The sequence below is a fragment of the Anaerolinea thermophila genome (assembly GCF_020723905.1).
Lineage (GTDB): Bacteria > Chloroflexota > Anaerolineae > Anaerolineales > Anaerolineaceae > Anaerolinea > Anaerolinea thermophila_A.
The window spans coordinates 20,626-37,639 of record NZ_DYHZ01000011.1; the positions used below are offsets into that span (position 1 = coordinate 20,626).

General features: G+C 62.0%; 15 protein-coding genes and 1 tRNA gene. 13 read left to right on the forward strand and 3 right to left on the reverse strand.

The features are described 5' to 3' along the window. The first annotated feature begins 5 nt into the window (after positions 1-5). The 4 genes from LHF31_RS14300 to LHF31_RS14315 all read left to right on the forward strand — a co-directional run bounded on the left by LHF31_RS14300 (position 6) and on the right by LHF31_RS14315 (position 6,600). Entirely contained in the window at positions 6-2,252 is a 2,247-nt protein-coding gene (locus tag LHF31_RS14300; protein ID WP_298007125.1) for a ComEC/Rec2 family competence protein, read from the forward strand. Positions 2,253-2,277: 25 nt separating this feature from the next. Beyond that, complete coding sequence (locus LHF31_RS14305; protein WP_298007122.1) at positions 2,278-2,793, forward strand: nitroreductase family protein; 516 nt, start codon at positions 2,278-2,280, stop codon at positions 2,791-2,793. A gap of 178 nt (positions 2,794-2,971) precedes the next feature. Next, positions 2,972-4,768, forward strand: a complete 1,797-nt coding sequence (locus tag LHF31_RS14310) for an ABC transporter ATP-binding protein (RefSeq protein ID WP_298007119.1) — start codon at positions 2,972-2,974, stop codon at positions 4,766-4,768. Between the two features lie 2 nt (positions 4,769-4,770). After that, positions 4,771-6,600 carry an ABC transporter ATP-binding protein gene (locus LHF31_RS14315; protein WP_298007114.1) on the forward strand — a complete coding sequence of 610 codons (1,830 nt, stop codon included), beginning with the start codon at positions 4,771-4,773 and terminating at the stop codon, positions 6,598-6,600. A 61-nt stretch (positions 6,601-6,661) separates the two neighbouring features. On the opposite strand, the gene LHF31_RS14320 is transcribed toward LHF31_RS14315, so the two are convergent. From LHF31_RS14320 to hutU, 3 genes are read right to left on the reverse strand one after another with little or no spacing between them, the layout of a single operon-like run. Beyond that, entirely contained in the window at positions 6,662-7,492 is an 831-nt protein-coding gene (locus LHF31_RS14320; RefSeq protein ID WP_298007111.1) for a hypothetical protein, read from the reverse strand. Further along, complete coding sequence (locus tag LHF31_RS14325) at positions 7,489-7,857, reverse strand: hypothetical protein (RefSeq protein ID WP_298007108.1); 369 nt, start codon at positions 7,855-7,857, stop codon at positions 7,489-7,491. The genes LHF31_RS14320 and LHF31_RS14325 overlap by 4 nt, the downstream gene beginning before the upstream one ends. A gap of 5 nt (positions 7,858-7,862) precedes the next feature. After that, the gene (gene hutU, locus LHF31_RS14330; RefSeq protein ID WP_369685051.1) at positions 7,863-9,515 is read right to left on the reverse strand and encodes a urocanate hydratase; all 1,653 of its coding nucleotides are present in this window, start codon (positions 9,513-9,515) and stop codon (positions 7,863-7,865) included. A gap of 187 nt (positions 9,516-9,702) precedes the next feature. Here hutU and LHF31_RS14335 point away from each other — a divergent pair. From LHF31_RS14335 to heR, 9 genes are all read left to right on the forward strand, one after another. Next, positions 9,703-9,793, forward strand: a tRNA-Ser gene (locus tag LHF31_RS14335). Positions 9,794-9,910: 117 nt separating this feature from the next. After that, positions 9,911-10,405, forward strand: coding sequence for a tRNA (adenosine(37)-N6)-threonylcarbamoyltransferase complex ATPase subunit type 1 TsaE (tsaE, locus tag LHF31_RS14340; RefSeq protein WP_298004423.1), 495 nt, complete (start codon positions 9,911-9,913; stop codon positions 10,403-10,405). Continuing rightward, positions 10,402-11,076 carry a tRNA (adenosine(37)-N6)-threonylcarbamoyltransferase complex dimerization subunit type 1 TsaB gene (gene tsaB, locus LHF31_RS14345; RefSeq protein ID WP_303774443.1) on the forward strand — a complete coding sequence of 225 codons (675 nt, stop codon included), beginning with the start codon at positions 10,402-10,404 and terminating at the stop codon, positions 11,074-11,076. The genes tsaE and tsaB overlap by 4 nt, the downstream gene beginning before the upstream one ends. Next, on the forward strand, positions 11,073-11,624 hold the full coding sequence (gene rimI / locus LHF31_RS14350; protein WP_298007913.1) for a ribosomal protein S18-alanine N-acetyltransferase: 552 nt from the start codon (positions 11,073-11,075) through the stop codon (positions 11,622-11,624). Before tsaB ends, rimI begins: the two co-directional genes overlap by 4 nt. Next, on the forward strand, positions 11,603-12,262 hold the full coding sequence (locus LHF31_RS14355; protein ID WP_298007911.1) for a uracil-DNA glycosylase: 660 nt from the start codon (positions 11,603-11,605) through the stop codon (positions 12,260-12,262). The genes rimI and LHF31_RS14355 overlap by 22 nt, the downstream gene beginning before the upstream one ends. Before the next feature lie 19 nt (positions 12,263-12,281). Continuing rightward, positions 12,282-13,598, forward strand: a complete 1,317-nt coding sequence (locus LHF31_RS14360) for a nucleotide sugar dehydrogenase (RefSeq protein ID WP_298007909.1) — start codon at positions 12,282-12,284, stop codon at positions 13,596-13,598. Further along, complete coding sequence (locus tag LHF31_RS14365) at positions 13,598-14,575, forward strand: SDR family NAD(P)-dependent oxidoreductase (RefSeq protein WP_303774446.1); 978 nt, start codon at positions 13,598-13,600, stop codon at positions 14,573-14,575. Before LHF31_RS14360 ends, LHF31_RS14365 begins: the two co-directional genes overlap by 1 nt. Further along, positions 14,548-15,948: an oligosaccharide flippase family protein gene (locus tag LHF31_RS14370; protein WP_298010558.1), complete on the forward strand. Its 1,401-nt coding sequence runs from the start codon at positions 14,548-14,550 to the stop codon at positions 15,946-15,948. The genes LHF31_RS14365 and LHF31_RS14370 overlap by 28 nt, the downstream gene beginning before the upstream one ends. A 169-nt stretch (positions 15,949-16,117) precedes the next feature. Then, positions 16,118-16,912 carry a heliorhodopsin HeR gene (gene heR / locus LHF31_RS14375; protein WP_298010555.1) on the forward strand — a complete coding sequence of 265 codons (795 nt, stop codon included), beginning with the start codon at positions 16,118-16,120 and terminating at the stop codon, positions 16,910-16,912. Positions 16,913-17,014 lie beyond the last annotated feature (102 nt).

The window sequence follows — 17,014 nt, forward strand, 5'->3', positions numbered from 1 at the left end:
CGTCCATGCCCCTGCTGTGGCTCAGCCTTGCCTTCCTTCTGGGCATCCTGCTGGCAGATGGAACCCATGCAGGGATAGTCTGGGGCTGGGCGGCGCTGGGAAGCGCCGCCGCGCTGAGCCTGCTGGGACTGGGCTTGCGGCGTGCGCCTGCGCTGAGGTTTGTCCTTAAACGACAGTCTTTTCTGCGGGTGGCGCCGCTGGTACTTGTCCTTGCTTTGCTGGCAGGGTTTGCCCGCTATGCGCTGGCACAAACGCCCCTCACCCCGCTCGACGCCGCCTTTTACAAAAACTCCGGCTCTCTGGAAATTGTCGGATGGGTTGCCAGAGCCCCCCAGCCCGACAGCCCTTCCAACCGCCTGTATCTGCGGGTAGAACGGCTGAACCCACCCGGAGCCCCCCCGCAAACGGCGCGCGGGACGGTGCTGGTAGTTCTGCCCTCCGGACAGACATTCCGGTACGGCGACCGCCTGCGCCTGAACGGGGAACTGCGCTCCCCCGCCGACAGCGGCAGTTTCTCATACCGCCAATACCTGGCACGTCAGGGCGTGTATGCGGAGATCAACTACCCCCGTGTGACCGTCCTGCCCGGCTGGAGCGGTTCGCCGCTCTTGCGCGCTCTGGATTCTCTGCGGCGGAGCGCTTACCACCTGATTCAACGCCTCTACCCCGCTCCGGAATCAGCCCTGATCAGCGGGATTTTGCTGGGCTGGGACGATGCTCTGCCCGCCGGGGTGCAGGATGCTTTCCGCGCTACCGGAACCAGCCACATCATCGCCATTTCGGGGTTTAACATGGCGGTGCTGGCGGGGGTGTTCTTCAGCCTGTTCCGGCGGATGTTCTCCGAATGGGGTGCTCTGCTGGCAGCGCTGATTGCCATGGCGCTGTACACGCTACTGGTAGGCGCCGAAGCGCCGGTCACCCGCGCCGCGCTGATGAGTGCCCTGGCATTGATTGCCCACTCCATTCGCCGCTCCACCGGTGGGTTGAACGCCCTGCTCTTTGCCACCGCAGGGATGAGCCTGTTCAACCCTCATCTGCTGTGGGACGTGGGTTTTCAACTGTCTTTTGCGGCAACGCTGGGGTTACTGCTCTACGCCAGCCGCATGGAAGGCTGGGCAAGGCGCGCGGCGGCGCGTCTTCTGCCTGCCCGGCTGGCTCCGGCGGTGGCAGAGGCGCTGGGCGAGTATTTCCTCTTCACGCTGGCAGCACAGATTGCCACCCTGCCGGTCATCCTCAGTCATTTCGGCAGGCTTTCGCTGAGCGCCCTGCTGGCAAACCCGCTGATTTTGCCCGCTCAGGCTCCGCTCCTGCTGTTCGGTGAGGCATCGGTCGCCCTGGGACTGATATGGGAACTGCCGGGTAAAGTGCTGGCATTTCCGGCATGGACGCTGGCTTCCTACACGCTCAACGGGGTAGCGCTGACAGCGCGCCTGCCGCTGGGCGAGTTTGCCGTGCCCGCTCCACCGCTGTGGGCGGTGTGCCTGTTTTACCTGTGGTTTGGCGCAGTTGCCCTGCGTCAGATGGGGGCGCCGCGCCTTGCCGCTTCTCTGCGTCCCGTCTGGATTCTGCTGGGACTGTTCGGGGTTGCCGCCGTTCTGTGGCGGCAGGCACTGACAGGCGGGGACGGCAGACTGCATCTGTGGATGACCGTTCAGCAGGGCAATGCTCTGGTATTCCTCCAAACCCCGCAGGGCGAGGCGCTGTGGATCAACGGCTTGGGACAGGCACGCGAAACGCAAGCCTTTCTGGGGAGAGTGCTTCCGCCATTCACCCCGCCGCTGGCAGGGTGGATTCTGGCAAACCCCACTACCGGCGAGGTGCAGGGCGGGCTGGACGCGCTGGAGCGGTTTCCCGTTCGTCAGGTGGCACTGTGCGGGGGATTGCCTGCCGGGCGAACCGCCCGCACCCTGGAGTCCCGCCTGAGAGAGGCAGGTACGAGCCTGCAGATGTGGAGCGCTGGCACAACGCTCCGGCAGGGCACTTTCCGTCTGGAAGTGCTCCCCGCCACCCTCGAGGGCGCCTGCCTGCTGCGGATTCAACACGAACGGGTGAGCCTTGTGCTGACGGGGGAAATTTCCCCGGCGCAAATCTTCCACCCGGAAGACCTGCAAAACGATTTGATTGTGGTAAACTCGAATATGGTCGGGGAGTTGTGGCGGCAGGCGGGTTTCCAAGCCATCTCTGCCCCGCCGGACGGCTTTGTGCACCTGTCCAGCGATGGACGCACGGCGTATCTCGAGCGCTCCCCCTGACAATTTCATCTTGAAGAGGAAGGCTATGGGCAACATTCTGGAACACATCTATCAGCGTCGCAGTATTCGCAAGTACAAACCCGACCCGATTCCCCGTGAAACCCTGCTGGACCTCTTGCGCGCTGCCATGGCGGCGCCCTCGGCGGTGAACAAACAGCCCTGGGATTTCATCGTCGTCACACAGCCAGAGCGGCTGGCGGCGCTTCAGGACGTTCTGCCCTACGGCAAATACCCCTGCCCGGCGGCGATTGTGGTGTGCGGCAGGCTCGACCTGGCTCAAACCGAACCAGACGGCTCCTACTGGGTGCAGGACTGTTCCGCCGCTACCGAGAATCTTCTGCTTGCCGCGGCAGGGCTGGGGCTGGGCACAGTGTGGGTGGGGGTGTATCCCATCCGTGCGCGGGTAGAAGCCGTTCAGAAGGTCATGAACATTCCTCCCTTTGCCGTACCGCTCAATGTGATTCTGGTGGGCTACCCGGATGAGGAAAAACCGCCCCAGACGCGCTTCCGCGAAGACCGCGTGCACTGGGAGACATGGTGAATTTTGTGCTATACTTACCCCTGAAAGTTCGCCTTTCCCGTGCCGGTGGCGCCTTTACCTGCATTCGACCCTGCCCGGCAGTCCCGGCGGCGCGTGGTTAAACGCTCCCCTCTGCCCTGACATGTGATCCTCCCAATGGCTCCCGCCGGTTATGCCGGGAGTGGTGAGTCTTTGCGCCATGACCACACTTGAACTGCTCCGTGCTCAGTTAAAACGCGAACGCACCGGCGGAAGTCCGGGAGTGTTCTGGCGTTGCTACGGGTACCTGCGCCCTTACTGGTATCTTTCGCTGGGCGCCTACCTGTGCATGCTGGGCATCACCCTGCTCAATCTGGTCACCCCGCAGTTGATTCGCACCATCATTGACCAGGGTATTCGCGCCGGGAACCTGCCCCTCCTGCGCTGGAGCGTGCTGGGTTTGCTGGGGCTTTCGCTGGTGCGGGGGGTGTTCACCTTTTTGCAGGGGCGCTGGAGCGAGACGGCTTCACAGAATGTTGCCGCCGACCTGCGCGCCGAAATCCAGAAAAAACTCACCGTCCTGTCCTTTTCCTACCACGACCGCAGTCAGGCAGGCGATATCCTCTCCCGCGCCATTCAGGATGTGGATCGCATCCGCTTTTTAACGGGCAGAGCCACCCTGCGCATCATTGACGCGGTGGTGATGATGCTGGGCACGGCAATCATCCTGCTGTTCATGAACCCATCGCTGGCGCTGGTTGCCATTGCGGTCATGCCTCTGCTGGCATGGCGCGCCATTGATTTTGGCGTGCGCTACCGCCCTCTTTCGGCACAGATTCAAAAGCAGTTGTCGGTGCTGACCACGCGGGTGGAGCAAAACCTGCGCGGGGCGCGGGTGGTGAAAGCCTTTGCTCAGGAAGAGCGCGAAATTCAGGACTTTGAGCGGGAAAATGAGAAATGGTACGAACTCACCCGCCAGTCCTCACGGGTGCAGGCAACCGGCACATCCATGCTTCAGTTGATGGCAAATCTGGCTTCGGTGTTCATTCTGTGGTACGGCGGGAGTATGGTCATCCGCGGCGAACTGACTCTGGGCGCCCTGGTGGCGTTCACCACCTATCTGGGGCAGTTGCTCAACCCCATGCGCCTGCTGGGCATGTTCATCCCTGCCATTGCCATGGCAGGCGCGGCGGCAGAGCGCGTGTTCGAGATTCTGGATGCCATCCCTGAGGTGCAGGAAACCCCCGGCGCGCCCGCCATGCCGCCCTTCCAGGGGTATGTACGCTTCGAAAAGGTCAGTTTTTCCTATGGCAAACGCCGCGAGGTGCTCAAAGATATCTCTCTGGAAGCCCGTCCCGGCGAAATTGTGGCGCTGGTGGGACCGACCGGCTCCGGCAAGTCCACCATCATTCATCTCATCCCACGCTTTTACGACCCCACCGAGGGACAGATCACCATTGACGGGGTGGACATCCGCAGTGTCTCCCTGCGTTCCCTGCGCAGTCAAATCGGCATTGTCCTGCAGGAAACCACCCTGTTTGCCGCCACCATCCGCGAGAACATTGCCTTTGGGCGCGACGATGCCAGCGAAGAGGAGATTGTGGAAGCCGCTAAAGCCGCACAGGCGCACGAGTTCATCATGCAGATGCCGCGCGGTTACGATACGCTGGTAGGCGAACGCGGCATCACCCTCTCCGGCGGGCAGAAACAGCGCATTGCCATTGCCCGCGCCATTCTCACCAATCCGCGCCTGCTGGTTCTGGATGACGCCACTTCCAGCGTGGATTCGGAGACCGAACTCGCCATCCAGCAAGCCCTCGACCGGCTGATGCAGGGGCGCACCACCTTTGTGATTGCCCACCGGCTCAGCACGGTGATGCGCGCCGACCAGATTCTGGTGCTGGACAGGGGACGCATCGTGGCGCGCGGCAAACATGAGGAATTGCTGACGTCTTCGCCGTTGTACGCGGAAATCTACCGGCGGCAGTTGAAACCCACCCACGAAAGGAAGGCTTGAGCATGGGATTCGGCATCGGCGGCGGCACAGGCATGGGGATGGGTCCCGGCGCACTGCTGGACACCTTCGGCGCGGCGGGCGAACGCAAGGGCGAAGCCTTCAATCCCCGCGTGGTGGTGCGCCTGCTGGCATTCCTCAAGCCCTACTGGCGCATCCTGCTGGTAGCGTTCATCGCCATGCTGGGCGCTACCGGTTTGACCCTGTGGATTCCCTACCTGCTCAAGATTGCCATTGACGTGCACATTGCCTCGGGAAACGCTCAGGGGCTGGGACAGGTGGCTCTGCTCACCGGCGCGGCGTATGTGGGACTGTACATCACCTCAGCCGGACAGCAGTACCTGCTCTCCCGTGTGGGTCAGCGAGTGCTGGGTGACCTGCGCGCCCGCCTCTTCCGCCATTTGCAGGAACTCTCGCTGAGTTACCACGACACCCACATCGTCGGGGTGACCGTCTCGCGGGTGATGAACGATGTGGCGGTAATCAACGAACTGCTTTCGCAGGGCTGGATTGCCTTCTTCAGCGACCTGTTCATCCTGACCGGCATCATCGTCATCATGGTTTCGATGAACGCCCGCCTGGCACTGCTGGCATTTCTGGTTCTGCCGTTGATGGTGCTGGCAACGCGCTGGTTTGCCCGCGCGGCGCAGTCTGCCTTCCGCGAAACCCGCACGCGGGTGGCGGCAGTGGTGGGCAATCTGGCGGAAGAAATCGCCGGCATGCGGGTGATTCAAGCCTTTGCCCGCGAGGAAGCCACCCAGGAACGCTTCCGCGAGGTCAATGTTGCCAACCGTGACGCCAACATCAGCGCCATGTCGCTCTCGTTCCTCTACATGCCCGCCATCGAGTTCCTCAGCACTCTGGCAACGGCGGTGGTGCTGTGGTTTGGCGGACAGATGGCGCTGGACGGGACGGTCACCGTGGGGTTGCTGGTGGCGTTCCTTTCTTACGTTTCGCGCTTCTTCCAGCCCATTCAGGAACTGGCGCGCCTGTACACCACCCTGCAAGCCGCCATGGCAGGTGGTGAGCAGGTGCTCCATCTGCTGGACACTCAGCCCGACGTGCGCGACGCTCCCGACGCCGTCGAAATGCCGCCCATCCGCGGCGAGATCCTCTTTCAGGATGTCTCTTTCCGCTACCGTCCGGATACGCCCGAAGTCCTGCACCGCGTCAACCTGCACATCCAGCCCGGTCAGCGGGTGGCGCTGGTGGGACCGACCGGTGCGGGCAAGACCACCATTGCCAACCTGACGGCGCGCTTCTACGAGGTCACCGAAGGCGCCGTGTTGATTGACGGCATAGATGTGCGGCGGGTGCGGCAGGACAGTCTGCGCCGACAAATTGGCATTGTGCCGCAGGATTCGTTCCTCTTTGCCGGGACGATTGCCGAGAACATCCGCTTTGGCAAGCCCGATGCCAGCGATGCCGAGGTAGAACAGGCGGCGCGGCTGGCAAATGCCCACGAATTCATCCTCAACCTGCCCGAGGGCTACCAGACGCCGGTGCTGGAAAACGCCGCCAACCTCTCAGTGGGACAGCGCCAGTTGATTTGCATCGCCCGCGCCATTCTCACCAATCCGCGCATCCTCATTCTGGACGAAGCCACCGCCAACATTGACACCGTCAGCGAGGCGCTGATTCAGGAAGCGCTGGAGCGCCTGATGGAAGGGCGCACCGCGCTGATCATCGCTCACCGCCTGTCCACCATCCACAACGCCGACCTGATTCTGGTGATTCAGGACGGGGAAATCGTCCAGCGCGGCACGCACGGCGAGTTGATTGCTCAGCCGGGTCTGTACCGCACACTGTATGAGAAGCAATTCCGTCTGGGGTAAACCGCCGGGCGCCTCGCAGGATCAGCCTGCCGAGTCGTCCAGAGTGTGGAAAGAAGATTTTCTAGCGCCCTTCACGGAAGACGACGCGCACTCCACCGCCACAGGCAGGAACGGAAAGGTCATTGAGCGTATCACTGACCGCACCCACCCGTAAGGTGTACACCACGCCCGCTTCCATCTGAAAATCGGCATAACCGGGGCTGATTTCCGGCGCCAGACCGGTATAGAACAGTGAAGTCTGGTTTTGTCCCCACACCACCTGCACCGGCACACCCGCCATGGGATTGCCGTCGCGGTCGAAGACCTCGATGACGAGCCGTCCGGCAGGCAGAGAACCATCGCATACGTCCTGACGGCTCTCGAGCACAAAGGGAGCATCCAGCGCACGCATGGGCGTTGCTGTGGGACGCGGGGTGAAGGTGGGCACGGGGGTGCGGGTGGGCAGTGGCGGCGTGGGGGTGAAGATCGCCTGTCCCACTTCCCGGGTGGTCTGGGCTTCCTCTCCCGGAGGAAGGGTGGGCGAGGGCTGAGGGGTGAAAGCGATGCCCTGCGGGTTGGTCAACGCCGCCGCCAGCAGAGCCAGCGCGCGGGCATCGGCAGGAGAGGCACCTTCGCCCACCAGTTGCTGGGCTTGCATTGCCAGCGAACGGGCGGGGTCTGCCTCACGCAGAAGCGCCAGCCGTTCCCGCGCCCGCTGAAGATTGCCATCGCTCTGGAACGCCTGTGCAATCAGCAGGCGGTACTCATTGCGGTAGGCTTCGCCCATGGCAGAGGGATCAATGTCCACAAACTCCACCGGACTGATCACCAGCGAAATGAGCAGTCCCACCGCCAGTCCCAGAATCAAACCGGTAAACAGGTAAAGGTTGCCGCGGGATTCGTTGTCGTTCATGGCGCAGGTTCTCCCGTTGCGGCAGGGGTCTCCAGCGACTGCAGGGCGCGCGACAGATCGCTCATCACCTGCAGGTCGGCGGGGTCGTACTGCAAATCGCGGGCGGTGAGCAGCGCCTGGGCAACGGTGCGGGCAGGAGATGCCGGATCAAGCCGCGAGAGACGCTGTACCGCCTGCGCCAGATTCTGGTCGCGCTGATACACCTGCGCCACCATGAGTACGTAATCGGCTTTGAAATCGGCGCGCAGGACCTGCGGGGTGAGTTGACCGGGGTCGGGCGTCTTGATAAGCCAGCCATACACCAGCCCCAGCCCGATTCCGGCGGCGATACTCAACAGGAAGAAGAGAAAGCGGACCGTGCGCATGGGCATCACTTCAGCATGGGGATTTTAATGCCGTGCCGTCTGGCGGCGGCGATGGCTTCGGGGTAACCGGCATCGGCGTGGCGCACCACCCCCATTCCCGGGTCGGTGGTGAGGACGCGCTCCAGCCGTCTGGCGGCTTCGGGAGTGCCGTCGGCGACAATGACCATGCCGGCATGTTGACTGTAGCCAATGCCCACACCCCCGCCGTGATGGAAGGAGACCCACGTTGCCCCACCCACGGCATTGATGAGAGCGTTGAGGATGGGCCAGTCGCTGATGGCGTCACTGCCGTCGCGCATGCCTTCGGTCTCGCGGTTGGGCGATGCCACACTGCCCGCATCCAGATGATCGCGCCCGATGACGATGGGCGCTTTGAGAATGCCCTTTGCCACCATCTCGTTAAACTTCAACCCGGCAAGGGCGCGCTCGCCGTATCCCAGCCAGCAGATGCGCGCCGGTAAACCCTGGAAAGGCACTTTCTCGCGCGCCATCTTCAGCCAGCGGTGCAGATGTTCATCCTCAGGGAAGAGTTCCATGACGGCTTCATCGGTGCGGTAGATGTCCTCGGGGTCTCCGGAGAGGGCTACCCAGCGGAAGGGGCCCTTGCCTTCGCAGAAGAGCGGGCGGATGTAGGCAGGGACAAAGCCGGGGAAGGCAAAGGCGTCTCTGACGCCCTGATCGTAGGCGCGCTGACGCAGGTTGTTGCCGTAGTCGAACACCTCACTACCGCGCTTCTGGAATTCCAGCATGGCTTGCACGTGCCGCGCCATGGACTGCAGCGAACGGCGTTCGTATTCCTGCGGGTCCCGACGGCGCAGATCGGCGGCTTCTTCCACGCTCAAACCTGCGGGGATGTAGGAAAGCACATCATGTGCGGGGGTCTGATCGGTAACCACATCGGGCACCACCCCGCGGATGACCAGTTCGGGGTACACTTCGGCGGCGTTGCCAATCAGCCCGATGGAGCGGGGCTGGTGGCGGGCTTTGGCTTCTTCCACCAGCGTCATGGCTTCCTCGAGGGTATCCACCACCACGTCCACATAACCAATTTCCTGACGGCGTCTGGCGCGGGCGGGGTCCACCTCGACAATCAAGCCCACGCCCTCGTTCATGGTGATGGCAAGCGGCTGAGCGCCACCCATGCCGCCCAGTCCGGCGGTGAGGACGAATCTGCCACGCAGACTGCCCCAGCCGCGCTGGCGTGCCAGCGAGCCGAGGGTCTCATACGTACCCTGCAGGATGCCCTGCGTGCCGATGTAAATCCACGAACCGGCGGTCATCTGCCCGTACATGATCAGTCCCTTTGCCGCCAGTTGATCGAAGTGTTCCTGAGTTGCCCAGTGCGGCACCAGATTGCTGTTGGCAATCAGCACCCGCGGAGCATCAGGGTGTGTTTTGAAGATGGCAACCGGCTTGCCCGACTGCACCAGCAGGGTCTCGTCGTTTTCCAGGTTGCGCAGGCTCTCAAGGATGGCGTCAAAGGCTTCCCATGAGCGGGCGGCCTGTCCCCGTCCCCCGTAAACGATGAGATCTTCGGGTTTTTCAGCAACCTCGGGGTCAAGGTTGTTTTGAATCATGCGGTAAGCGGCTTCAGTCAGCCAGGATTTACAGGATAACTGCGTCCCGCGTGGGGCACGAACGGTTCGAGGGGATGACATGCACACCTCCATCTGGGATTGTGTTTTCATTATAACCGCAAACAGGAGAAGGGGACTACAGGTTGCGCTGTCTCGCACTTGCAAAGAGCGGGAGGGTCCTGTTCCCGCTTTGCAAAGAAATTGCCCCCAAACTCCCGCCAGTTTTCCTCTTCTCCCCTCAATTTTGGTATAATGGGGGTGCTCAAACGGAGAGGTGCCGGAGCGGCCGATCGGGGCGGTCTCGAAAACCGTTGTGGTCCTTTGGGCCACCGTGGGTTCGAATCCCACCCTCTCCGCCAGTTGGGGCGCCGTGCGCGCCCTTTTTTGTTTCCCCGGTCCCCGCAAACCCCGCTTCTCTTCACGAACGAACAGATTGTCCGACCAAGATTCCCCGCTCCCCGTGCTATAATTTGACCATGCCGATTCTGGACGCGCACACCTTTGAATTCTTCAGCCGGAGCGCCGAGCAGACCCGCCGTCTGGGCGGGCGTCTGGGGAGGCTTTTAAATGTGGGCGACCTGGTTTGCCTTTCGGGCGACCTGGGCAGTGGCAAAACCACGCTGGTGCAGGGCATGGCGCAGGGATGGGGCTCACTCGACCCCGTCTCCAGCCCCACCTTCATCCTCGTCAACGAATACCGCCGTGCCGACGGCGCCTGCCTGTTTCATCTGGACGCCTACCGCCTGACTCACGTGGAAGAGGCGGAAGAACTGGACTTTGAGCGCATGCTGGAATGCGGCGCGCTGGTGATCGAGTGGCCCGAGCACATCCAAGCCGTCCTTCCGGCTGAGTGTCTGTGGATTTCACTGCGCTACGTGGAAGAGGAACAGCGGCATCTGCTCTTTCAGAGCCGCGGCGGGCGCTACGACAGCCTGCTGAACGAATTTCGCCAGAAGGTGGTCAGGGTATGAGCCTGTTGCTGGCAGTGGATACTTCAACCCAGTGGACCGGGCTGGCGCTCTACGACGGCGCGCGCGTGCTGGGCGAGATGACCTGGATGACCCGCGGACATCACACCGTGGAGACCGCCCCCGCCATCCAGCGCCTGCTGGAACAATCGGGGGCACGCATGGAGCAGATTGACTGCTTTGCCGCCGCACTGGGACCGGGCTCGTTCACCAGCCTGCGCATTGGGCTGGCGCTGGTCAAGGGCATGGCGCTTACCCTGCGTAAACCTGTCATCGGCATTCCCACCCTGGACTTCCTCGCCGAAGCCCTGCCGGTGCAGGAATTTCCCCTTGCCGCGGTTCTGCAAGCCGGGCGCGGCAGGCTGGCACTGGTGTGGTACCGCGCCGTGAAGGGGCGCTGGAAGGCGCAGGGTGAGCCGCAAATCATCACTGCGGCGGCACTGGCGGAGCAGATTCAGGAACCCACCCTGGTGGCAGGCGAACTGACCCCCGAAGAACGCGAACTGCTTCAGCGCAAACGCGGCAATCTCCTGCTGGCTTCACCGGCGCTCTCCACCCGCCGCCCTTCGTTTCTGGCAGAACTTGCCTGGGAGCGCTTTCAGGCGGGCAGGGTAGATGACCCTGTCAGCCTGGCGCCCATTTACCTTCATGTGGGGGAGGTCATTCCGTCGTGATTCCGGCGGAGATTTGCGTTCGTCCGATGCAGGTGGAGGACATCCCCGAGGTGCATGCCATTGACGTGCTCTCGTTCAGTCTGCCGTGGTCCGAGCGCAGTTACCGCTTTGAAGTGACCGAAAACACCGCCTCCTCGCCGTGGGTTGCCGAAGCGCACTTCACCGATGGCTCGCGCCGTATCGTCGGCATGATGGTCAACTGGATCATCCTCGATGAAGTCCACATTGCCACCATTGCCGTGCATCCCGACTACCGGCGGATGGGCATTGCCCGCCTCCTGCTGGACAAAGGTCTGCGGGAGGCATTTGAACGGGGCGCGCGTATGGCGTTTCTGGAAGTGCGCCGCAGCAACACCGCCGCGCAAAAACTGTACGAATCCTTTGGCTTTCGGGTGGAAGGCGTCCGCCCGAAGTATTATCAGGACAATCAGGAAGATGCTTTGCTGATGACCCTGAACCCGCTGGATGAAACGACCCTGCAACACCTGGCGGATCCCTCAGAGCAAAATTCAACCGGAGGTGAGAGGTGCAACCCGATCAAATCCTGAGTACCATTGCCCGGCAGGTCAGCGAGTGCAAGCGCTGTCCCCTGCACTACTCGCGCAAGAAAGCCGTCCCCGGCGAAGGTCCCGCACAGGCAGAGATCATGATGATTGGCGAAGGACCCGGCTTTTACGAAAACGAGCAGGGACGTCCTTTTGTAGGCGCGGCGGGCAAATTTCTGGACGAATTGCTGGAAACATGCGGCATCGCCCGCAAGGATGTCTTCATCACCAACGTGGTCAAATGCCGTCCGCCGGGCAACCGCGACCCACAGCCCGAAGAACTGGAAGCCTGCAGCGACTACCTCGACCGGCAGATTGAAGCCATCAACCCCAGAGTCATCGTCACCCTGGGACGCTTCTCCATGGCGAAATTTCTGCCGGGGGTGAAGATCAGCGAAGTGCACGGGCAATCTTTCTGGCGCAACGGTCGGCTGATTGTGCCCATGTACCACCCTGCCGCCGCCCTGCACCAGCCTTCGCTCAAAGCCAGCGTGGAGCGCGATTTTGCCCGCCTGAGCGAGTATGTGCAGACCGCCCGACAGCGCGGGCAGGCGGCAGAAAAGCCCGTTTTGGAAGAAAAAGAAGAAACAACCGGGGACTCCCCGGCGAAAGATCAACCCACCCAACTCTCATTATTCTAGAAGGGGGATTTCCTTTTCCATGAGCATTAAAGAGCAATTGATGGAGAAATTCCGCAACCGCACAGCCCGGGTCGCCGTGCTGGGGCTGGGCTATGTGGGACTGCCCCTGGCAACCGTCTTTGCCGAAGCCGGCTTTCAGGTGATCGGCGTGGACCCCATCGCCGAAAAGGTGGAGAAAATCCGCCGCGGCGAAAGTTACGTGCTGGATGTGCCCTCCGAGACAGTCGCCGCGCTGGTTCAGGCAGGGAAACTGGACGCCACCACCGACTTTTCCGTCTGCCGCGATGCCGACGCGGTGAGCATCTGCGTGCCCACCCCCCTGCGCAAGACCGGCGACCCCGACCTGTCGTACATCGTCTCCGCCACCGAGGGGCTGGCGCCCTACGTGCACCCCGGCATGGTGGTAGTGCTGGAATCGTCCACCTACCCCGGCACTACCCGGGAGATGGTCCTGCCGCGCCTGACAGGCGCCTCTCACCTGAAAGCGGGCGAGGACATCTTCATCGCCTTCTCTCCGGAACGGGTGGACCCCGGACGCAAGGACTGGACCACCAAGAACACCCCCAAGGTGGTAGGGGGCATCACCGAAAACTGCTCCGACGTTGCCGCGGCATGGTACGCACAGGCGCTGGATACGGTGGTGCGCGTCTCCTCCACCGAGGTTGCCGAACTGGCAAAACTGCTGGAAAACACCTTCCGCATGATCAACATCGGGCTGGTCAACGAACTTGCCATCATGTGCGACCGGCTGGGCGTGGATGTGTGGGAAGTCATCGACGCCGCCGCCACCAAGCCCTTTGGCTTCATGAAGTTCACCCCCGGACCCGGTCTGGGCGGACACTGCATCCCCATTGACCCGCTGTACCTCTCGTGGAAGATGAAGGCGCTCAATTACAACGCGCGCTTCATCGAACTGGCGTCGGAAATCAACACCAACATGCCGCGCTTTGCCGTGGGCAAGGTGCAGGATGCCCTCAACGACCGCGGCAAGCCGGTCAAAGGCAGTCGCATCCTCATTCTGGGGGTGGCGTACAAACCCGATATTGACGACATGCGCGAAAGCCCGGCGCTGGATGTCATCCACCTGCTCCAGCAAAAGGGCGCCGAGGTGCGCTACCACGACCCCTACATTCCCCACTTCCACCACGACGGCTGGGAGATGCACTCCGAGCCTGACCTGATGGAGGCGGTGCGCTGGGCGGATGCGGTGGTCATCGTCACCAACCACAAGGTGTACGACTACCCCGCCATTCTGGAAGCGGCGCAGTTGATCGTGGACACGCGCAACGCGCTGGGCGCGGCGGGCAAGAACCATCCCAGGGTGGTGAGGTTGTAATGGCACGCTATCTGGTCACCGGCGCGGCGGGGTTCATCGCCGCCCGCGTGTGCGAAATGCTGCTGGAACAGGGCGATGAGGTGATTGGGGTGGACAATCTCTGCACCGCCTACGATGTGCGCCTGAAGCACTACCGGCTCAACCGTCTGCTCCCCCACGAGAACTTTACCTTCCACGGCATGGACATCAGCGACCGCCGCGGCGTGGATGCGCTGGTGGGCGCCTGTGCGCCGCTGGACGGCATCATCAATCTGGCGGCGCGGGCGGGGGTGCGCGCTTCGGTGGAAGACCCGTGGGTGTTCGTGGAGACCAACGTCACCGGCACGCTCAATCTGCTGGAAGCGGCGCGCCGTCATGGGGTGAGCAAATTCATCCTGGCATCCACATCCAGCATTTACGGCGAAAACGCCCCCCTGCCCACCCCCGAAGACGCCCCCAGCGACCGTCCGCTCCAGCCCTATTCCGCCAGCAAGAAAGGCGCCGAAGCCATGTGTCACGCCTACCACTTCCTGTACGGGCTGGACGTGACCATCTTCCGCTATTTCACCGTGTACGGACCGGCAGGACGCCCCGACATGGTCATGTTCCGCTTCACCCAGTGGATTGCCGAAGGGCGCCCCGTGCATCTCAACGGCGATGGCGAGCAGTCGCGCGGCTTTACCTACGTGGACGACATCGCCCGCGGCACCATTCTGGGCTTGAAGCCGCTGGGGTACGAGATCATCAATCTGGGCGGGCATGAGGTCATCACCATCAACCAGATGATTGCCCGACTGGAGCAGTACATCGGGCGAAAGGCGCAAGTGGTGCATCACCCGGCACACCGCGCCGATATGCTTGCCAATCAAGCCGATGTGAGCAAAGCCCGCGCCCTGCTGGGCTGGGAGCCGCAGGTGGGGCTGGATGAGGGTATGCGCCGTCTGGTGGACTGGTACATGGCGGAGCGTTCGTGGGCGAAGGACATTCTCACCGATTGATCGCCCGCCTGTGGGAGCGGGCGCGCGCCTTTACCGAAGATCGCCTGCTCCGGCGGGTGGTGCGCAACTCGGCGTATCTGTTCATCAGCAACGTCATTGCCGCGGTGCTGGGCATCGTCACCGCCAACCTGCTGGGCGCCAGCGTATTCGGCACGCTGGGCATCCTCACCGGCTTTGTCACCGACATCAACCGCCTGTTTTCCTTCCGCATGAACGATGTGGTGGTGCGCTACATGGGCGAGGCGCTGGCACAGCACGACAAAGCCCGCGCCTCTGCCGTGGTCAAAGCCGCCGCGCTGGTCGAGGGGGCAGCCTCGGTGTTTGCCTTCCTCGCGCTGGTCCTGCTGGCGCCCATCGGGGCGCGCTACTTTGCCAAAGATGCCAGCCTCACGCCGCTTTTCCTCCTCTATGGCGGCTCCATCCTCGCCAATGTGGTTAACGAGACTTCTACCGGCGTCCTGCAGGTGACGGGGCATTTCCGCAGTCAAGCGCTCATCAATCTGGCGCAGAGCGTGCTGGTGGCGGGCATCATCGTCCATGCCGCGCTGACCGGCGGCGGATTGATGGAGGTGCTGTGGGCGTACCTGCTCGGCAAAGTCATCCTGGGGCTGGGTCCGGTGGCGGTGGCGCTGTACTGGGCAAAGCGGGTGCTGGGCGCGGGATGGTGGCGGGCGTCCTTTGCCCTTCTGCCGCCGTGGAAGGAACTTCTGCGCTTTGGCATCAGCACCAACTTCAGCGGAACGATCAACCTGATTGCCCGCGACAGCGAGGTTCCGCTGGTGGGCTTCTTCTTTGGTCCGCAGATTGCCGGGTACTACAAAATTGCCCTGCAGGTGATCAACCTGCTGATCATGCCCATCAATCCCTTCATCGGCACCACCTACCCGGAAATCACCCGCGCCTGGGCGGGGCGGGAGTGGACGCGCCTGAAAAATCTCCTGCGCCGCGTCAGCATGATCGCCGGGGGCTGGAGCGTGCTTGCCGGGGTGGGGCTGGGACTGTTTGGCGAAGCCGTGCTGTTCAGTCCCATTCCCCTGTTCGGGCGCACCTTTCAACTGTACAAAGCCGAGTACCTGCCCGCCATGCCCGTGCTGATGATTCTGCTGGTGGGCTACGGGGTTGCCAACACCTTTTTCTGGAGCCGCCTGCTCCTGCTCTCGCAGGGCAAAGCAGACCACGCCCTGCGCATCAGTTTCTGGGCAATGCTGGGAAAACTGGCGCTGGCGGTACTCTTCCTGCCCGGCGCGGGGTATCTGATGGAAGCGGTGTTCCTCTCGGGGTACTTCATCCTCTCCACCGGCTGGATGGTGGCGCTGGGATTGACCCACCTGAAGATTGCCGCCGCACAGGGGGAATCCCCCCAGACGGGATAAATCCCTGCCAGACCACGCTCTTCACAAAACCCGCCTGCCTTCCACAAGACAAGCACAAACCTTATACAAATCTTTTACATCCTTTCGGGTTTGCTGGATAATTCATCTAACCATACGCATTCTTCTGTATGGAATCATTCAACAAACAGGGAAGGAAACGACTATTTTTATGGAAACCTCATCCACTGCAACGGCGGTTAAACCCGTCACCTTTGCCGGACTGCGCCGCTTCAACCTGATCATGGGCTTTCTGCACCTCATTCAGGGCATCTTCATGTGGGTGGTCAGCAACGACCGCACCTACCCCATCTTCACCAACTACCTCACCTTTGATCAGACCACCTTTTCGCTCAAACCCAACCCGCAGTTGCTCTACGAACTGCCCTTTGGTCCCGCCGTGGCGCTCTTCCTGCTGATTTCGGCGGTAGCGCACTTCTACCTCTCTACTTTTGGCTACAACCGCTACGTGGAAAACCTCAAGAAGGGTAAAAACCCCATCCGCTTCTACGAGTATGCGCTCAGTTCCTCGCTGATGGTGGTGCTGATCGGCATGCTGGTGGGCATCTGGGATCTGGGCACGCTGATCGTCATGTTCGGCATCAATGCCATGATGAACCTGTTCGGCATCCTGATGGAAGAGCACAATCAGTACACCGCCAAAACCGACTGGACGGCGTTCATCTACGGCAGTCTGGCGGGCATTGTGCCGTGGATCGTCATCTTCCTGTACTTTGTCGGCGCGGTCAACTCGGGCGATGCCAAACCCCCGGCATTCGTCTATGCCATCGTCCCCACGCTGTTCGTCATGTTCAACATCTTTGCCGTCAACATGGTGTTGCAGTACAAAAAAGTGGGCAGGTGGCGCGATTACCTCTTCGGCGAGCGCGTGTACATCGTCCTCAGCCTGGTTGCCAAGACCGTGCTGGCATGGCTGATCTGGTTCGGCACGCTGGCGCCGGTATAAGAGCAATCGACTCCTGCGGCGCAGCCCTCAGCGGGCAACGCCTTCTCCCAAAACCTTAACCCCTCGCCGAGTCGGCGAGGGGTTGATTCATTCTTTTCCATT